Origin of the sequence: Vibrio sp. L3-7 (assembly GCF_963898195.1) — a bacterium.
Classification (GTDB): Bacteria; Pseudomonadota; Gammaproteobacteria; order Enterobacterales; family Vibrionaceae; genus Vibrio; species Vibrio echinoideorum.
In genome coordinates this window covers 21,197-35,742 of sequence record NZ_CAWQUW010000019.1, presented here as the reverse complement: position 1 = coordinate 35,742, position 14,546 = coordinate 21,197, and the positions used below count along the sequence as shown (strand labels likewise).

The 14,546-nt window shown below is 42.5% G+C and carries 15 protein-coding genes; 8 read left to right on the top strand and 7 right to left on the bottom strand.

All coding sequences use genetic code 11. The annotated features are described in order from the left end of the window. Window positions 1–294: 294 nt before the first annotated feature. Both AACW75_RS14180 and AACW75_RS14175 read left to right on the top strand, forming a co-directional pair. The gene (locus AACW75_RS14180) at window positions 295–975 is read left to right on the top strand and encodes a hypothetical protein (protein ID WP_145571922.1); all 681 of its coding nucleotides are present in this window, start codon (window positions 295–297) and stop codon (window positions 973–975) included. Between the two features lie 133 nt (window positions 976–1,108). Then, window positions 1,109–1,309 carry a DUF4250 domain-containing protein gene (locus tag AACW75_RS14175; RefSeq protein ID WP_017076390.1) on the top strand — a complete coding sequence of 67 codons (201 nt, stop codon included), beginning with the start codon at window positions 1,109–1,111 and terminating at the stop codon, window positions 1,307–1,309. Between the two features lie 180 nt (window positions 1,310–1,489). Here AACW75_RS14175 and AACW75_RS14170 read toward each other — a convergent pair whose 3' ends face one another. After that, window positions 1,490–2,401: a LysR substrate-binding domain-containing protein gene (locus AACW75_RS14170; RefSeq protein WP_017076389.1), complete on the bottom strand. Its 912-nt coding sequence runs from the start codon at window positions 2,399–2,401 to the stop codon at window positions 1,490–1,492. Between the two features lie 279 nt (window positions 2,402–2,680). Between AACW75_RS14170 and metE the strand changes: the two genes are divergently transcribed. Beyond that, window positions 2,681–5,035: a 5-methyltetrahydropteroyltriglutamate--homocysteine S-methyltransferase gene (gene metE / locus AACW75_RS14165; RefSeq protein ID WP_145571920.1), complete on the top strand. Its 2,355-nt coding sequence runs from the start codon at window positions 2,681–2,683 to the stop codon at window positions 5,033–5,035. A gap of 106 nt (window positions 5,036–5,141) precedes the next feature. Here metE and AACW75_RS14160 read toward each other — a convergent pair whose 3' ends face one another. The 6 genes from AACW75_RS14160 to AACW75_RS14135 all read right to left on the bottom strand — a co-directional run bounded on the left by AACW75_RS14160 (window position 5,142) and on the right by AACW75_RS14135 (window position 8,854). Beyond that, window positions 5,142–5,540 carry a GspS/AspS pilotin family protein gene (locus tag AACW75_RS14160; protein WP_029225239.1) on the bottom strand — a complete coding sequence of 133 codons (399 nt, stop codon included), beginning with the start codon at window positions 5,538–5,540 and terminating at the stop codon, window positions 5,142–5,144. Between the two features lies 1 nt (window position 5,541). Beyond that, a complete protein-coding gene (locus AACW75_RS14155) occupies window positions 5,542–5,838 on the bottom strand; it encodes a YciI family protein (RefSeq protein ID WP_145571918.1) in 297 nt (98 codons plus the stop codon). Window positions 5,839–6,058: 220 nt separating this feature from the next. Next, complete coding sequence (gene yciA / locus AACW75_RS14150) at window positions 6,059–6,457, bottom strand: acyl-CoA thioester hydrolase YciA (RefSeq protein ID WP_017076386.1); 399 nt, start codon at window positions 6,455–6,457, stop codon at window positions 6,059–6,061. Between the two features lie 259 nt (window positions 6,458–6,716). Further along, window positions 6,717–7,319: a septation protein A gene (locus AACW75_RS14145; protein WP_145571916.1), complete on the bottom strand. Its 603-nt coding sequence runs from the start codon at window positions 7,317–7,319 to the stop codon at window positions 6,717–6,719. A gap of 110 nt (window positions 7,320–7,429) precedes the next feature. Further along, window positions 7,430–7,678 carry a hypothetical protein gene (locus tag AACW75_RS14140; RefSeq protein ID WP_145571915.1) on the bottom strand — a complete coding sequence of 83 codons (249 nt, stop codon included), beginning with the start codon at window positions 7,676–7,678 and terminating at the stop codon, window positions 7,430–7,432. A 288-nt stretch (window positions 7,679–7,966) separates the two neighbouring features. Next, window positions 7,967–8,854 (bottom strand): LysR substrate-binding domain-containing protein, encoded by an 888-nt coding sequence (locus tag AACW75_RS14135; protein ID WP_145571913.1) that lies wholly within the window; start codon window positions 8,852–8,854, stop codon window positions 7,967–7,969. A gap of 181 nt (window positions 8,855–9,035) precedes the next feature. On the opposite strand from AACW75_RS14135, the gene hisC reads away from it, so the two are divergent. The 5 genes from hisC to AACW75_RS14110 all read left to right on the top strand — a co-directional run bounded on the left by hisC (window position 9,036) and on the right by AACW75_RS14110 (window position 14,498). Beyond that, window positions 9,036–10,187, top strand: a complete 1,152-nt coding sequence (gene hisC / locus AACW75_RS14130) for a histidinol-phosphate transaminase (protein ID WP_145571911.1) — start codon at window positions 9,036–9,038, stop codon at window positions 10,185–10,187. Between the two features lie 10 nt (window positions 10,188–10,197). Then, window positions 10,198–10,971, top strand: coding sequence for an ABC transporter substrate-binding protein (locus AACW75_RS14125; protein ID WP_145571980.1), 774 nt, complete (start codon window positions 10,198–10,200; stop codon window positions 10,969–10,971). 691 nt (window positions 10,972–11,662) lie between these two features. Further along, window positions 11,663–12,622, top strand: a complete 960-nt coding sequence (locus AACW75_RS14120) for a TRAP transporter substrate-binding protein (RefSeq protein WP_017076380.1) — start codon at window positions 11,663–11,665, stop codon at window positions 12,620–12,622. A gap of 67 nt (window positions 12,623–12,689) precedes the next feature. After that, window positions 12,690–13,169, top strand: coding sequence for a TRAP transporter small permease (locus AACW75_RS14115; protein WP_017076379.1), 480 nt, complete (start codon window positions 12,690–12,692; stop codon window positions 13,167–13,169). A 21-nt stretch (window positions 13,170–13,190) separates the two neighbouring features. Continuing rightward, on the top strand, window positions 13,191–14,498 hold the full coding sequence (locus AACW75_RS14110) for a TRAP transporter large permease (protein WP_145571909.1): 1,308 nt from the start codon (window positions 13,191–13,193) through the stop codon (window positions 14,496–14,498). Window positions 14,499–14,546: the final 48 nt, after the last annotated feature.

Sequence of the window (14,546 nt, the reverse complement as noted above, 5' to 3'; positions counted from 1 at the left end):
GTAGCACTCGGCCCAGTATTTTTTGTGTTCGTGAATAGGAGTGATATCGCTGTACATATTTCAACCTCTGATTTTTGAGGCGGGAATTATAGCGGCATGAGGCTAGACTAGCCAGTAGAACATGCCCTTGTTAGTTCTGATGTCTTTCGCCATATTACGATTGAAAGCGACGAAAGAACCATACAACAGCATAGTTTAAGTCTTGAGTAACGTCGCTAATTTGTGATTTTGATTAGTGTTCGGGGCAGTTTTTGATATTATTCGCGAAAATAAGTCTGAATAAGTAGATCCACAATGGTCGAATCATTATTAGTACAATTTGCTCCCATGTTATTAGGAGCCCAACTGATCTTAACTTTAATCCTAGTGAAGGGTGATATTTGCCCAGGTCAACGTGGCCGTATTCACAAGATGTTACCTGCTATTGGCGTGCTTTGGCTTGCTGTTGCTTCATTAAGAATTGAAGCGTTTCTGATCGTATTCGCTATCTTTTACTTTTATTCTCAAGTTCAAACCAAAAAGACACGTGATTCTGGCCCGATTTGGGTGATGTATCTTGCGTGTGGTTTGGCGCTGTCGTATGTCGCTATTCAAGCAAGTGAGCAAACTACCACTGTCGGTATTATTACCACTTTATTGCTGGTGGTGTTATTAGGCTCTGCGTTTGGCCATTTATTACTGACTATCGCTAGAACGCGCTTACAGGCATTTCATCGAGTTTTGCCTGTTGTCGGTGTATTGACGGGCATGTTTGTGGTTTTGGCGACGGTCCTTAACGTTTATTCGCTGTCTGAAACTCAATTAGAGCCTGTGATTTCAACATTGCTATTTAGCTTTGCTTTGCTTATCTCTTCTATTGTTGTGTGGTGCTGGCATTTATTGTTTGCAAAAACGCCTGAAAAGCTACAGTTAACGATTTCATTGTTGATGCTATTGGCGGCTGCGATTGGTTTGACGCCAGTTTGGGCCTTGTAAGCGGTTGTTGAGTTCACGAAACTTTTAGTCGATAAAATCAGTGTTAGCGAAAGAAGTGTGATCTGTTTTTTAGCGAGGCGTTAGTAAGCGTTCTAAACTTAAGTCTGGTCGGTGTGTTCGTAAGGAGTACGAGATGGATTTAAGCAACGTCAAAGGTTTCGATAGTATTATCTTGCTGGGAATCGTGAACGAAAAGCTTCGCCTAGAATGCGATAGTTTTGAAGAGTTGGTCAGTATGTATGAAATGGATATAGAGAGTGTTGTGGGTAAGCTAGATATGCTTGGCTATCAATATGATCCATTGACCAACCAGTTTAAGTCTTACCCTAGATAAGCAGCAAACTGGCGCATCTTCTATTGATTGTGAGTGAGTTATCGATTGTGAGTCAATTATCGTGAATGAACAAGTATCGCTCATCAGCTGATACTGAGAATTGAAAAGTCACAGATAATCTGTGACTTTTTTTGTTTTTAACGTTTAGCGTTGGCTCATGTAACTTAGCAATCAATATCGTTAAACGACTTCAATGCCATCTAGGTGACTCTTGCTCTGCTGCCTTGCTGTACTGAAGAATGCCTGCAGATAACGTTTGTCTTTCTCAGAGTTTCTCACCGCTGCAAATAAGCGTCTCGATAACCCTTTCCCCAGTGGTTTACTTGCAATCAATCCTTGTCTGGAAAACTCGCTGATTGCCCAGTTAGGCAAAGCTGCAACTCCGAGTCCTGCCGACACCATTTGAACCAGCATTAGTGTGTTGTCTGCCTGTTTCCATTTTTTAGGTTCAACACCCGCTGGCTGCAAAAAGTGCTTCACGACATCTAAACGCTGTTTTTGAACCGGGTAGGTGAGCATAGTGATATCGCTAAGATCTTGCGGATCAATGCTCGATTTTTCGGCCAAAGGTGAATTGATTGCGGTAATCAAACGCATCTCGAAATCAAAAAGCGGTTCGTAATGGACTTCCGAACGCGGTTGAATATCAGAGGTGATCACCAAATCTAACTCACCTGCCATTAATGCGGGCAGCGGCTCAAAACCAAAGCCTGACGAAAAATCTAGCGTCACGCTTGGCCAAGCCACTTGATATTCCTTCAAAGCAGGCATTAACCATTGGAAGCATGAGTGACACTCAATCGCCATGTGTAAACGACCATTCACATCCTCTTTCAGGCTTGCGAGTTCGTTTTCTGCTTTAGCTATTCTTGGCTGTATTTCATCGGCAAGCTTAAGCAAGATTTCACCCTCAGAGGTGAATTTTACTGGCCTAGTTTTACGCAGGAAAAGCTGACCGCCAATACGAGCCTCAAGATCTTTCAACTGATGAGAAAGCGCTGACTGAGTCAGATGAAGAGAAGTCGCAGTCGCAGTCAGTGAGCCGCTGTCTCTCAAGGTGGTCAATGTTCGAAGGTGTTTAAGCTCTATCATGAGTATTCCTCATATTCCCTAAGCCAATTCAATATTTCTTAATAATCACCCTACGGTGTTTTTGATCTTTTGTAAACGTCTAGATGTCCAGATGGATTTAAACTGTTCATCTTTGGATGATTCAAGATGAATATTATTAATAAACAAGATGAATATTTGGACGTTGTCCATAGATCGGATTAAGGCGATAGTTTAGCCATCCAGACGCCTTTGTGGAAAAGTGAAATCATCAAAGGCAGTCTGACCGGAAATTAAAATTATCGAATAAGGAACAGACTCATGACGACAACAACGCATATTTTAGGCTATCCACGTATCGGCGAAAAACGCGAACTCAAATTCACACTAGAGAAGTATTGGCGCGGTGAGATTAATCAATCTGAGCTCAAGCAGCTTGGCAGTGAATTGAGAAATCGTAACTGGAATGTACAAGCCGACGCGAATCTAAGCTTTGCAACTGCGGGTGACTTCGCATGGTACGACCATGTTCTAACAACGACTTTACTTCTAGGCCACGTGCCAAAGCGTCATGCTGGTGGTTCTGAAGATGAAAAAGCCTTTCCAGATTTGGATACCTTGTTCCGCGTTGGTCGTGGGCAGTCTCAAGTTCAGCCTACCTGTTGCGGTGGTACGCATACGTCTAATGATGGCACTAAAGACAGTTCGGCGGCTTCTGACATGACTAAGTGGTTCAACACCAACTACCACTATATTGTTCCTGAATTCAGTAAAGACGACTCATTCGAAGTGAGCTGGCCGCAGCTGTTTGACGAAGTGAACGAAGCGATAAAAGCAGGACACAAAGTTAAGCCTGTACTTCTCGGTCCACTGTCATACTTGTACTTAGGCAAAGAAGTGGAAGAGGGCTTTGATCGCTTAACTCTGTTGCCTCGCCTTCTTACTGCCTATCAAGCGATTTTGGCTAAACTTGCCAAGCTAGGTGTTGAGTGGGTTCAAATCGATGAACCTATCCTTTCTCTGGAACTTGAAAAGCAGTGGGCTGATTCATTCAAACTGGCTTATCAAGTGATTCAAGGCGACGTAAAGCTACTGCTCACTACGTACTTTGATTCGGTGACTGACACGTTAGACAAGATCGTGGAATTACCCGTCAACGGTTTACACATCGATTTGGCTGCCGCACCGCAGCAACTTAATGAGGTGGTGAACAAATTGCCACAAAATTGGGTGCTTTCTGCGGGTGCAATCAATGGACGCAATGTTTGGCGAGCAGACTTAGCTTCTCAGCTTGAGTTACTGCAACCTGTGAAAGAAAAGCTAGGCGATAAACTATGGGTCGCAAGTTCATGTTCGCTGCTGCATAGCCCAGTAGATTTGGAGTTAGAAGATTCGCTCAGCGAAGAAGTGAAGAGTTGGTTTGCTTTCGCGAAACAGAAAGTCACCGAGGTGAGTTTATTGGGGGCTGCGTTAGATGGCGATCAAAATGCCATTTTAGCGTGTGAGACTTACAGCCAACCAATTGTTGCTCGTAAGAGCGCGACTCATGTGAATAAGCCGCAAGTTCAAGCTCGCATCAATACCATCACTAAAGCGTTAGCTGAGCGAAGTGCGCCTTACGCAGAACGTGCGGCGCATCAGTCTGAAGTTCTCGGCTTACCGCTGTTACCAACCACAACCATTGGTTCATTCCCACAGACCGGTGAAATTCGCGTTCAACGTAGCGCCTACCGAACCGGTCAATTGAGTGAAGCGGAATACACCACCGCACTAAAAGGTCACATTGCGGATGCAGTCAAACGTCAAGAAGCACTCGATTTGGATGTACTTGTGCACGGTGAAGCCGAGCGCAATGACATGGTGGAATACTTTGCAGAAAACCTAGCCGGCTTCCAAACCACCAAATTTGGTTGGGTACAAAGCTATGGTTCTCGCTGCGTAAAACCTGCGATTGTGGTTGCGGATATCGAACGTGAAAAACCAATGACGGTAGAATGGTCGACCTATGCCCAATCTCTGACTTCAAAGCAGATGAAAGGCATGCTTACAGGGCCTGTTACTATTCTATGTTGGACATTCCCACGTGAAGACATCTCACGTAAAGAGATCACTAACCAACTGGCGTTTGCACTGCGTGATGAGGTGTCGGATTTACAAGATGCTGGCATCAACATCATTCAAATTGATGAACCTGCCATTCGTGAAGGTTTGCCACTGAAAAAGCGCGACCACGCAGAATATCTAGAGTGGGCGGTTGATGCCTTTAAGATCTCAGCGGCGAGTGCCAAACCAGAAACTCAGATCCATACCCATATGTGTTATAGCGAGTTCAATGAGATCATTGATTCAGTCGCTGCGCTAGATGCCGATGTGATTACCATTGAGACTTCTCGTTCGAACATGGAGCTACTGAAAGCGTTTGAAGAGTTTAACTACCCGAATGCGATTGGACCGGGTGTTTATGACATTCACTCACCAAACATTCCTTCAGAAGAGTGGATTGTTGATTTACTTAAGAAAGCGGCAGAAAAAATCCCAGCAGAACGTTTGTGGGCAAACCCTGATTGTGGTCTGAAGACGCGTAACTGGGCAGAAACAGAAGCGGCACTGACAAACCTTGTGTCGGCGACTAAGACACTGCGTAAAGAGTGGGAAGCTGCAGACGCTTTAGTATAACGAACACTAGGGTTTGATTACCCGCTAATCCACGATGAGCCACAAAAAAGGCCTCGCAAGTGCGAGGCCTTTTGGTTCTGTGCTTGTTCGAATCTCGAGCTAGAAACTAGCTGCTACTTTGACACGTCTCTTTACTGATCAGCTTCTCAACGATCAATTGTCCGCGAGTGTTGCGAATCTTGATGTTGTAAGCCAAGCCCATGTCGAGGTTTGCTCTTACTTCAGAGTTAGTGCAGTAGCTATTTACACTCATGTCTACAACTTGATTTAAAGGCTTAGCACCTTTTGCATCTTGGTTGTAGATCATCATGATTTCGATAACCGTGTTCTTTGCCAGCACGCGCATGACCGACAGCGGGCCATACTCAATCGGCAGGCCTGCGGATAAAACGCCAGCGCGATGTTGCGCCATCATTTCTAGCTGTCTTTGTTTGTCTTGTTCACTTGATGAGCTACAGCCTGCAAGCAGAACAGCGGCCAGTGAACCGATAATCCATTTTTTCACGTTAAAATACTTTCTTGAATGGTTTAACAATCACATTTTGGTAGACGCCAGCAGCAATGTACGGGTCTGCGTCTGCCCATGCTTGTGCATCGTCTAAAGAATTAAATTCAGCAATCACAGTAGAACCAGTGAAACCAGCTTCGCCGGAGTTATCTGAATCAATCGCTGGCATTGGACCTGCGGTTAAAAGTCGGCCTTCATCGTGAAGTGTTTGTAGGCGTTCTAGATGTTGTGGGCGAACACTTAGTCGTTTTTCTAATGAGTTTTCGACGTCTTGAGAAAAAATCACGTACCACATATTGAGATATCCTTATTTTACTTCACTGAATTTGGGGCGTTTAAATCCGCTATCTTGCTAATTTACGCGAACTAATTGGTATTGGAAGGGCTAATGATAAGAAATTGTGAAATGGTGCTAGAGAGTTGAATGGTCTTTAGTGATTTCGTTTGCCGTCGCTAAAGACCGTTGCATTCGTTTGTATCGACAGAACAGCAAAAAGTTTGCTTAGTGAAAAGTGCTATTTTTTAACTGGTCGAGGTTTGCCACTTTCATCAACAGCGACGTAGTTGAATGTCGCACCACATACCTTGTAGCGATCGCCGATACCGTGATCAAGTACGGGCTTAACCCAAACTTCTAGGTCGATATTCATCGAGCTACGACCAATCTTAGTGCAGTCGCCATAAACACAGACTACATCACCAACCGATACGGGTTGTTTGAACTGGATGCTCGATACTGAAACGGTGACGATCTTGCCGTTAGAGATCTCTTTCGCCAGTATGCCACCAGCAAGGTCAAGCTGAGACATTATCCAACCACCGAATATTTGACCTGCTGCATTGGTATCAGAAGGCATCGCTAAAGTGCGAAGGAGTAAAGAACCAATCGGGTTCAAAGTTGATTGAATAGTCATTGTAGTACTCTTGGTGGTATTGATTATCTGAAATAAAAAAATAGATGTGTGATGGGTTATCGGAGTATTTGTTACTTCACAAGCAACAAGTTACCGTCAAATAGGTGAACGAGTGGCAGCCTCAAAGAGGACGTTAATTACTCGTTTTTCCCGTACACAAACAAATCAGTGGCCAATGATCGCGAGTATCATTGGCCACCGGGAATCGCATATTGAGAAGAATTGTAACAAAAAGGGGATGAGGACTCATCCCTTAGGGTTACTTCTCGTCGGTATTTTTGTCTGCTAGGTCTTGCTGCTTATCTTTTTCCAGAGCTTGGTCTTTTGACTGAAGCTGGTCTTTTGGTAAATGTTTATAGATATAAACACCCGTTAGCAAGGTAAACGCAAAGGTTGCGATGAGAAGGCCGAACACTTTGAAGTTAACCCAAACATCTAATGGCAGGTTGAAAGCCACATAAACGTTTAGAGTGGCGCAGAGAGTAAAAAACAGAGTCCAAGCCCAGTTGATCTTGCCCCATACGGCATCAGGAAGTGGGATCTCTTTGCCCAACATGCCTTTAATTGCAGACTTGCCCATGATGTGACTTACCGTTAAGCCAATAGCAAACAGGGCGTAAACGATGGTTACTTTCCATTTTATGAAATTATCGTCGTGCAAAAAGATGGTCATGCCACCAAATACGGCAACCATCAAAAATGTGATGATCTGCATTTTTTCTACTTTCTTGTAGATGATGTACGTCAAAACGATTTGTACTGCGGAAGCAACAATCAATGCGCCTGTAGCTGTGTAGATGTCGTACATCTTGTACAGCGCAAAGAAAATAATGAGAGGAATGAAATCAAGGATTTGCTTCATGTGGCACTGAGTATCCAGTTAGTTGAGTTGCAGACAGTCTAACTAAAATTGCCTCGATGCTAAATAGCCCGAGACAATTGGCTGCAAAACTAATTGTGTGGAACTCAATGTCACCGCATAGGCGATGTTTGGTACCGCGGGATCAGTTTCTTAATATCCTCAAGGTAACCTTCGCTCTTCAAGCTATCTAACGTATTTTCGAGCTCTTGTTCGCTCATGGCAAAACACGTCGATTTACCCGTCGTTAGACCGAGATAATCGTGGTATTCACGCTCTGTGAAGTGGCCGATTCTATCCATCAATAGGGTTTTAATTCCATGGTGAATTAAGCCGTAATATGTATGTCTTTGTAAGGTCATAACCTATCCTCCGTGACAAGCTGCGAAGATAAAGGGGCAACCTGCTGTTTATTGTTTGGGTTATCTAAGACAAAGCAATTCGAATGCCATTTTGGTCAGAAAAACAGAACATTTCTCATATCAAATTGAATTGATTTTCTTTTCAATCAGTTAAAAAGAAGCACATTCTGTTCTCACCTAATCAATACGTAACTAACGCAAAATAGTTTTATTTTGAGAATCCCCCAATTCTCATTCTGACGACCTACAACCGCTTTATCGCTAGTGGATTCTCAATGTTGATAGTGGTTAACCTACAAGCCAATCGACTAGCGTAGATAGAGACGTATTTTGGCGATTTTTGGGTTGTATTAAGAAGTAACTATTTCCAGAAAAGACACTGTCTTCGCTCACTTTGACTAGCCTACCTAAATCAATATCTTGTTTGGCAAGAGTGATGTCGCCTATTGCAATTCCAAATCCTTGAATCGCCGCGTTCATCGCTTGATCGAGTGTCGCGAATTGCTGGTTTTTCTTGCTTGAAAGGTCATGACTTCCAATATGTTCTAACCAAAGTCGCCAGTCACTCTGCTCGTTATTGGCGTGTAGCCACGTGTATTGAGCGAGTTTATGTGGCTTGATTAGAGAGGAGGTACCATTAGCAAGGTGACTGAGTTTAATACTTTGTGCTTGGCAGACGGGCGCCAGTTGTTCGTTGAACAAGAGTTGGCTAACAATCGATTGTTGGCTTGGCTTCTTGCCATAGGTAATGACGGCATCAAAAGGATCAAAGCTTGGTTCGAAAACGTGCTTGATGGTTGAGGTGAGCTCGACATCAATTTCAGGATAGGCTTGTTGGAACGACATCAACTTGGGTAGGAGCCAAGAGGTGATACAACTCGGGGCATTGAGTTTTATCTTAGAGGGAGAACTCGCGACCTGATTAAGTGCCGATTGCAGTTGTTGAATTGTATCTTGAATGAGAGGGACCAGTTCTTCTCCTTTGGGTGTTAATGACAACCCGCGAGCATGACGATAGAAAAGGTCGCACCCAAGACTTTCTTCAAACGACAAAACTTGGCGACTCACCGCGCCTTGCGTGACATTGAGTTCATGTGCTGCGCGAGTGAAGTTGAGGTGCCGTGCCGTTGACAGAAACGCGATCAAGGTTTTGGTTGAAGGCAACGTGTTGTTCATGTCTCTACCTATGAATTTTAATCATGCCTATTATGTAATTATTTCGATTCATTTATCAATAGCGTTCTGTTTGAATGTAAATACTTACTCATCATTTGTGATTCAATATGTGTATAAGCTGCATATTTTGAATATGAAGGCAGTGGTGAAGACATTGTGATTAAGTGAAAGGGATAGCTTTTTGACATCTTTTATTGATAATTTAGTGCCTCAGGCTGTAAAAAAATTAATACCTTATCAATCAGCAAGAAGAATTGGTGGTGACGGACGTGTTTGGTTAAACGCTAACGAATTGGAAAGCTCGTTGTTTGAACGGGAACCTAGTCATAACCGCTATCCAGATTTTCTACCGCAAGATATTGCTAAGGCTTACCAAGCTTATTGTGGAACTGATGCCGAGACGGTAGCTGTTCGTGGAGCAGACGAAGCGATTGATTTGCTGATCAGAACATTCTGTAAACCAGCGAGCGACAATATACTGATTTGCTCACCAACGTATGCGATGTATGAGTTTTGTGCCGATGCATTGGCGATTGAAACACTCGACTCGCCATTACAAGAAGACTTTAATCTTAATGTCGCCGATATTGTGCAGAAATCTGAACTGGTTAATCTTGTCTTTCTTTGTTCACCAAACAACCCTACTGGCAACGTGATTCCAAAAGTAGACCTCATTGAGGTACTGGAGGGAACTGTGGGCAAATCGCTAGTGGTGGTTGATGAAGCATATATTGAATTTGAACCCCATACATCGGCAGTGAGCCTCATTGAGCGTTATCCGCATCTAGTCGTGATTCGTACTTTATCTAAAGCATTTGGATTAGCAGCAGTACGTTGTGGCTTTATTTTGGCTAGTCCTAACGTGATGCAATATGTATCTAAACTGATTCCCCCATACCCAATGCCAGATTGTTCTTCTCAGATCGTATTAGAAGCTTTGTCTGATGAGCGTGTTGCTGTGATGAAAGAGGCGACCGCTAAGCTGGTTGAGATTCGTAATCAGTTCGCTGTTGCGTTAACCCAGTTCGACTTTATTGAATATGTTTATCCGTCATCGACCAACTTCATTTTGTTACGTCAAAAATCGGGGCATGAACTGTTTAGCGTATTAACTAAAGATGGCATTGTGACCAGGAACCAAAATCACGAGCCTGCATTGCGTAACTGTGTTCGGATCACTATTGGTAGCCCTGAGAGCATGGCTGAAGTGATAGCGTCACTAGCAAGCTACCAGGCCGAGTTGCAACAGACTCAACAAGATCAGCAAAAACAACAGCATCAACAAGATCAATATATAGAAACTCAATCTCAACTCGATAAAGATCATATCTAGGATGGCAATGATGAAAAAGATAATACTAGGACTCGCTTGCGCAGCTGCTTTACTTGGTACAACGGTACAGGCGAAAGAGATCCGTTTAGCGTCAGATTTTACGTATCCGCCATTCAACTATAAAAACAGCGATGGTGTGCCTGTAGGGTTTGATATTGAAATAGCTGACGCTCTGTGCGAGCAAGCCAAACTCGATTGTACTTGGGTTTCACAAAGTTGGGATTCATTGATTCCAAGCTTATTAGCAAGGAAGTCAGACGTGATCATGGCTTCTATGCGCATTACCGAAGAACGTAAAAACAAGATTTTGTTCACAGATAAGTATTACCAAACTCCCGCAGTGTTTGTTGCCGCTAAAAGTGCAAAGTTTGATATTGATAAGCAAGGTCTCGATGGTAAAACTATTGGAGTTCAACAAGGAACGATTCACGATCGCTACGTAACAGACAAGTTTGGCGATGTGGCAAACATTAAGCGTTATACCGGCCAAGATGAAGTTTATCTGGATCTGCAAAACGGCCGTCTAGATCTAACCTTCGGCAACTCAGATCAACTGTCATTGGCTTTCTTAGATAAGAAAGAAGGTGAGGGTTTTGAATTTAAAGGCAAAGCAGTAACCGATAAAGCCTATATTGGTGAGGGTACTGCACTGGCACTCAGAAAGCAGGATTCGAAGTTAGCTAAGCAATTCAACGCTGCGATTGAAGAGATCAGAGCGAATGGTACCTATGACAAAATCGCCGCTAAGTACTTTACGTTTGATATCTATGGCAGTGATTTATAGCCACAAATTAGACCGCTTTCTTTTAGATACAACTTAACGAATGGGGTGGTTTCAGTTGATTGAAACCTTCTCTGTGAGAACTTAATCCGAGGGCAAGTTAGCTCTCGGATTTTCTATTCTATCTATATGGCCAAATATGGATAGCCAAATATGGCAAGACGTCTTCTGTTGCTCTGTTCTGGAATGCTAATTCTGGCTTGAGCAGCAAGTTTCAATCATTCTTTTCAGCTCAACCTCCAACTCATCTTCTATTTCAAGATAGATCTAACTCACTCGTTTCTGGTTAGAAACCTTTCCAACTTATGCCATATCTCTAGATAATTAGCACAAATAAAGTCTTAAAATAACACAAAATTATTGTGCTATTTGTAACTAAGTATTTTTTGACCTGCTTCAAAAAACAACGAAAATTAAAAGTTACCGTAAAATTAGGTCGTTTTACGATCGAAATGACAGTGTCCTATAGCAAGTATGATTGATATCACAATCAAACCATCTCTCTGGTTGATTAATGAGTCTCAGACCACATTATTCTCACATCGTATTGTAATACAAAAATCATAAGGGTAAGAATATTGTAATGAAACGTTACGGTCATGAGCAGTATGCAATAGAACGTTAGATTTCAAGCTCAGTTAGAACGTGTCATATAAAAACTGTACCTCTTACAAAATGGATTCTGGAGAAGAACATGAAAAAACACCTACTGACGATTGCAGCGGCGTCAATTCTGATGGCATTTGGCGCTCAAGCAAAAACTTTGACCTTAGGGCATGCAATGTCATTAGAAAGCGCAGCTCACCAAGGCATGGTGATCATGGCTGATAAAGTGAAAGAAAAATCGAATGGTGACCTTACGATTAAGATCTTTCCAAACGGTCAACTAGGTTCTGAACGTGATCAAGCTGAGCAAGTTGTTACCGGCGCGATTGATATGGCTAAAATCAATGGTGGGTTAGCAGAATCTTTTGAACCAACGTTTAAAGTCAATGCACTGCCTTTCTTATTTCGTGACGTTCCACACATGAGAACGTTCATGAGAAGTGAAGCCGCACAAGAGATGTTGCTTTCAAGTGAAGGTAAAGGCTTCATTGGTCTTACATTTTATGATTCAGGCACACGTAGCTTCTACGCTAAAAAAGCCATTAACTCACCGGCTGATCTAGCAGGCATGAAAGTTCGAGTTCCTGGTTCTCCAACGATGATGGAAATGGTTAACCTACTAGGCGGTAAAGCAACACCTGTACCTTTCAATGAGGTATACACGGCGCTGCAACAAGGCGTCATTGACGGTGCTGAAAATAACATTTCTAGCTTAGTTGAAATGAAACACAGTGAAGTTGCTAAATTTTATTCTATGGATCAGCACATGATGACACCTGACGTGATCATCATTTCAGAATACAAATGGGGTTCATTAACGGCAGAAGAGCAAAAAATCTTAAAAGAAGCTGCTGCTGAATCTCTTGAAGAGCAGATCAAAATCTGGGACGCAACAGATGACATGAACAAAGAGAAAGGAATGAAAGAAGGCGTAACGTTTGTTGAAGTTGATAAAGCCCCTTTCCGTGCAGCGGTTAAACCTATGATTGATGAGGCGAAAAAAGATCCAAAACTAGCTCCATTCATTGAAAAAATTGAAGCTCTTTAATCAGTATTAGTGAAAATATAATTTTGCCTTGGCTTTGCTAAGGCAAAATTTTTTGAGGTATCACACCATGTTAGCAACTTTCAGAACCCTACTTGATAGGTTGATTCTTTTTGTCTCTTCTTTTGCATTAATGTTACTTGTCGTTACTGTCACTTGGCAGGTTTTTAGTCGTTATGTTTTGAATGACCCAAGTAACTGGACTGATGAACTTGCTCGTTATGCGATGGTATGGCTTGGATTATTAGGAGCAAGCTACTTATTCGGTATCAAAGGACACTTAGCAATAACGTTATTGGATGGTTATCTTAAGGGTAAAGCACATATAGCATTACACGTACTTATCAATGTGATCTCTGGTTCATTTGTCTTTTTAGCAATGCTTCAAGGTGGTATCGCCCTAATGGGCAGAACCACACAACAACTCTCTCCAGCACTGCAATTACCGATGTCGACGGTTTATTCAATATTGCCGATATCAGCCGTTATTATCCTCATCTATTTGGTCATGAATACGTTTGATCTTTTTTGTGAACCCAACAAAAAGTAAGTTTTAAAAGGACTCTATATTATGGATTTGTCCATTGGTGTTTGGCTGCTCGGCCTATTCTTATTCATGATTGCGATAAGCATGCCCATTGCGATTGCGATTGCCATGTCATCTTTAACGATCATGTATTTCATCTTACCGTTTGAAGTCGCTAGTATTACGGCGGGTCAAAAAATTATTACCGGTATCGATAGTTTCAGTTTATTAGCCATCCCTTTCTTTATTCTCGCTGGGAATATAATGAATGTGGGTGGTATCGCTAGCCGACTTATCAACCTTGCAAAGCTCCTGGTTGGTTGGATTCCGGGTTCACTTTTTCACGTTAACATCTTTGCAAATATGATGTTTGGCGCCGTTTCAGGATCAGCCGTTGCTGCAGCGGCTGCGGTTGGTAAAACCTTAGGCCCTGAATTAGAAAAAGATGGTTATGATAAAAACTTAGCAACAGCAGTAAACGTTGCATCTTGCCCAGCTGGTTTATTAATACCGCCGAGTAATTCACTGATCGTGTTTTCAGTGGTATCGGGTGGAACATCCGTTGCAGCATTATTTATCGCAGGTTATGTCCCAGGTATTTTAATGGGTTTAAGTTGTATGGTCGTAGCCTATTTCATCGCTAAAAAGAAAGGCTACAAAACAAGTGCGAATGACGGCTTTACAACGAAAGATGTGCTAAAGGTTGTTTGGCAAGCAACGCCAAGCTTAGGGCTTATTGTTGTTGTTATTGGCGGTATTATTGGTGGTATATTCACTGCAACAGAAGGGGCATGTATAGCGGTTCTTTACTCTTTTATTCTGTCACTCTGTTACCGAACCCTCAAATGGGCGCATTTCCCGATAATTTGTAGAGAAACCGTTCAGGTCACGGGTATTATGCTGTTCTTGATTGGTGCTTCAACCATCATGTCATGGGCTATGGCTTTTACCGGTCTACCGACAATGATCAGTGATTGGATGCTCTCTATTTCAGATAATCCGATCATCATCTTTATTCTAATGAACTTGATCCTACTGATTGTGGGTATGTTTATGGATCTTACGCCTGCCGTATTGATTTTTACCCCTATCTTTATGCCGATTGCTGAGCATTTAGGTATGCATCCAATTCACTTTGCGATGATGATTATCTTCAACTTATGCATTGGTATTGCAACGCCACCTGTTGGTACTGCGCTATTTGTAGGCTGTAGTGTCAGTGGCTCCAAGATTGAGAATGTTATTAGAAGTATCATGCCGTTTTGTGCCGTATTGATCGTCACATTGTTGGCTATTACCTTCATTCCTGAAATTAGTTTAGCGCTGCCTCGTGCATTTGGATTAATCAATTAACCTTACAAGGGTAAGATTTACCTACTAAAGATTGATCATCATCTAATA

Bases quoted from the DNA above. Each gene is read 5' to 3' on its own strand.
- AACW75_RS14180 (WP_145571922.1), top strand. From the start codon at position 295: ATGGTCGAATCATTATTAGTACAATTTGCTCCCATGTTATTAGGAGCC.
- AACW75_RS14175 (WP_017076390.1), top strand. From the start codon at position 1,109: ATGGATTTAAGCAACGTCAAAGGTTTCGATAGTATTATCTTGCTGGGA.
- AACW75_RS14170 (WP_017076389.1), bottom strand. From the start codon at position 2,401: ATGATAGAGCTTAAACACCTTCGAACATTGACCACCTTGAGAGACAGC.
- metE (WP_145571920.1), top strand. From the start codon at position 2,681: ATGACGACAACAACGCATATTTTAGGCTATCCACGTATCGGCGAAAAA.
- AACW75_RS14155 (WP_145571918.1), bottom strand. From the start codon at position 5,838: ATGTGGTACGTGATTTTTTCTCAAGACGTCGAAAACTCATTAGAAAAA.
- yciA (WP_017076386.1), bottom strand. From the start codon at position 6,457: ATGACTATTCAATCAACTTTGAACCCGATTGGTTCTTTACTCCTTCGC.
- AACW75_RS14145 (WP_145571916.1), bottom strand. From the start codon at position 7,319: ATGAAGCAAATCCTTGATTTCATTCCTCTCATTATTTTCTTTGCGCTG.
- AACW75_RS14140 (WP_145571915.1), bottom strand. From the start codon at position 7,678: ATGACCTTACAAAGACATACATATTACGGCTTAATTCACCATGGAATT.
- AACW75_RS14135 (WP_145571913.1), bottom strand. From the start codon at position 8,854: ATGAACAACACGTTGCCTTCAACCAAAACCTTGATCGCGTTTCTGTCA.
- AACW75_RS14125 (WP_145571980.1), top strand. From the start codon at position 10,198: ATGAAAAAGATAATACTAGGACTCGCTTGCGCAGCTGCTTTACTTGGT.
- AACW75_RS14120 (WP_017076380.1), top strand. From the start codon at position 11,663: ATGAAAAAACACCTACTGACGATTGCAGCGGCGTCAATTCTGATGGCA.
- AACW75_RS14115 (WP_017076379.1), top strand. From the start codon at position 12,690: ATGTTAGCAACTTTCAGAACCCTACTTGATAGGTTGATTCTTTTTGTC.
- AACW75_RS14110 (WP_145571909.1), top strand. From the start codon at position 13,191: ATGGATTTGTCCATTGGTGTTTGGCTGCTCGGCCTATTCTTATTCATG.